Annotated in this window: 2 protein-coding genes; both read left to right on the forward strand. The window is 61.9% G+C overall.

Annotation, left to right across the window (positions count from 1 at the left end):
• The first annotated feature begins 209 nt into the window (after positions 1-209).
• The gene (locus tag JF66_RS17520) at positions 210-1,529 is read left to right on the forward strand and encodes an ABC transporter substrate-binding protein (RefSeq protein ID WP_035880040.1); all 1,320 of its coding nucleotides are present in this window, start codon (positions 210-212) and stop codon (positions 1,527-1,529) included.
• Positions 1,530-1,698: 169 nt separating this feature from the next.
• Positions 1,699-2,832 carry a carbohydrate ABC transporter permease gene (locus JF66_RS17525; RefSeq protein ID WP_035880041.1) on the forward strand — a complete coding sequence of 378 codons (1,134 nt, stop codon included), beginning with the start codon at positions 1,699-1,701 and terminating at the stop codon, positions 2,830-2,832.
• Positions 2,833-2,843: the final 11 nt, after the last annotated feature.

The raw sequence follows: 2,843 nt of genomic DNA on the forward strand, positions 1-2,843 counted from the left end.
CTCATCGTGCCCGTCGTGACGCGCGTCGGGTGTTCCGGGGCGCGATCTTTGCCATTCTGTAACATTTTTGGGGTTGCATACCGGTGAGGGGTGCCGTAATTTATGGTGTGGAACCGGTTCCCGAGTTCCACCCATGCCCCACCGCTCTGCAGCAGCACACCACTGCTGATCACTGCTGATCACGAACACTCAATGAGGAGATAAAAAAGATGCGGTCTTCCCTGCACCGTCGTATCATCACCCCGATCGCCATCGCGGCGATTGCTGGTCTTACTCTTGCCGGTTGCTCTGGCGGGCCCGGTTCCACGTCGTCGTCAGCCGGCGCCTCGGGGGATGGTGTTGTCACCATCTACGGCACCATTGCCGACACCGAGGCTCAACTGCTGGAAGAATCCTGGGCGGACTGGGAAAAAGCCAACAACATCGACATCCAGTACGAGTCCTCGAAGGAATTCGAGGCACAGATCTCGATTCGCGCCCAGGGCGGAAACGCACCGGACCTCGCGATCTTCCCGCAGCCCGGGCTGATGAAGGACCTCGCGTCCCGCGGCTATCTCAAGCCCGCGCCGAAGGCCGTTGAAGACAACGCCGACACCGGCTGGTCTCCTGACTGGAAGGCCTACGGCACTGTCGACAACACGTTCTACGGAGCGCCGTTGATGGCCAGTGTCAAGGGCTATGTCTGGTACTCCCCGGCCAAGTTCAAGGAGTGGGGCGTGACAGTTCCCACGACCTACGATGAGCTCGTCGCCCTCACCAAGACCATCCAGGAGAAGACCGGCACGGCACCGTGGTGCGCCGGCTTCGGCTCCGGTGACGCCACCGGCTGGCCGGGCACGGACTGGGTCGAAGACCTCGTTCTGCGCCAGGCAGGCGCCGACACCTATGACAAGTGGGTGACGAACGAGATCCCGTTCACCGACCCGGCCATCAAGACCGCTTTCGAGTCCGTCGGCGAGATCCTGCAGAACCCGGCCTACGTGAACGCCACCTTCGGTGACGTGAAGTCCATCAACAGCGTCGCCTTCGGTGACGTCGCTACGCCGGTTGCCAACGGAACCTGCGCGATGACCCACCAGGCCTCGTTCTTCGACGGGTTCCTCACGGATGCCGGCGCGACCGTCGGACCGGATGCCGCAGTCTGGGCATTCATCACGCCGCCCATCGCGGCGGGCAAGCAGGCCGTCACGGGTGGTGGCGAAATCGTCGGTGCATTCTCCGACGACGCCGACACCCAGAAGGTGCAGGAGTACCTCTCGAGCGCTGACTGGGCCAACAGCCGCGTCAAGCTCGGCGGAGTGATCAGCGCCAACAAGGGACTCGACCCGGCCAACGCGACCAGCCCGATCCTGCAGGACGCCATTAAGATCCTCCAGGACCCGGAGACCACGTTCCGCTTCGACGGATCCGACCTCATGCCGGGCGCTGTGGGAGCCGGAACCTTCTGGAAGGGCATGGTGAACTGGATCAACGGAACACCCGTCGACGACGTGCTTACGAGCATCGAAGCCGGTTGGCCTTCCTCCTAAGTAGCAGCATCCGTACCTAACGCACGAAACACACGCACGTCCGTACCTGATGCGGGCCACTCCGACTCGTCGGAGGGCCCGCATCACAACGGCGGGTGTACCGTCATTGAAAGTACTGTGCCTCCCAGGCGATTGCTCTGAGTCCGCCGTCGCACTCGAAAGGTTTCCTATGTCCGCATTCTTCGCCTGGCTATCGCAACTGCCGCCACTGGCTCAGGTGCCCATCGTCATCGTCGTCTTCGCGGTTGTCGTTGCGGCCATCCTCTTCTTCGTCGAGATCGCGCCACGACCGGGCAAGCTCTACACCGGCATCCGTCTCGCCGTGTGTGTGCTCACCCCGCTGCTCATCCTCACCCTGGCCGGCTCGTATCCCATCGCCATTGTGGCCGCCGCCGTTCTGGGTGGGGTCTTCTTCCTGATTGACTATCGGGGGCGCAAGGGCGCGGGCTACCTCTTCCAGCTGGTCGGGTTCCTCACACCGGCGCTTCTGCTGCTTGCCATCGGACTCGTCATCCCCACCATTCAGACCACGGTGCAGGCATTCCAGAACTCCCGTGGAACAGAATTCATCGGATTCGACAACTTCATCTGGATCTTCACCCAGCCCGCGAACGTGCGCATCGTCGTCAACACGATCGTGTGGGTGCTCTTCGTGCCCACCGTGTCGACCGTCGCCGGTCTCGCCTACGCGGTGTTCATCGACAAGAGCCGGGGCGAGAAATACTTCAAGATCCTCGTGTTCATGCCGATGGCCATCTCGCTGGTCGGCGCATCCATCATCTGGCGATTCGTCTACACCGCTCGCCCCGCCGACCAGGAGCAGATCGGTCTGCTTAACGCCATCGTGGTGGCCTTCGGCGGCCAACCCGTCGACTTCCTGGCCGTGTCACCCTGGAACACGCTCTTCCTGATCGTCATCCTGATCTGGGTGCAGACCGGGTTTGCCATGGTCGTGCTGTCTGCGGCCATCAAGGGCGTTCCGGCCGAGCAGATGGAGGCGGCGCTGCTCGACGGCACCAACCCGTGGCAGCAATTCGTGAACGTGACGGTTCCCGGCATCCGCAGTGCACTCGTCGTCGTGCTCACCACGATCTCCATCGTGTCCCTCAAGGTGTTCGACATCGTTCGCACCACGACAGCCGGCTCCAATGAGACGAGCGTCATCGCCAACGAGATGTACACACAGTTCAAGAACTTCGAACAGGGCCGCTCAGCGGCCTTCGCCCTGATCCTGTTCATTCTGGTTCTGCCGATTGTCGTTTACAACGCCCGCCAAATCAAGAAGCAGAGGGAAATCCGATGAGCGTCGTCATA

This window comes from Cryobacterium sp. MLB-32, from assembly GCF_000738085.1.
Lineage (GTDB): Bacteria > Actinomycetota > Actinomycetes > Actinomycetales > Microbacteriaceae > Cryobacterium.

Coding starts and splice junctions, on each gene's coding strand:
- JF66_RS17520 (WP_035880040.1), top strand. CDS start 210: ATGCGGTCTTCCCTGCACCGTCGTATCATCACCCCGATCGCCATCGCG.
- JF66_RS17525 (WP_035880041.1), top strand. CDS start 1,699: ATGTCCGCATTCTTCGCCTGGCTATCGCAACTGCCGCCACTGGCTCAG.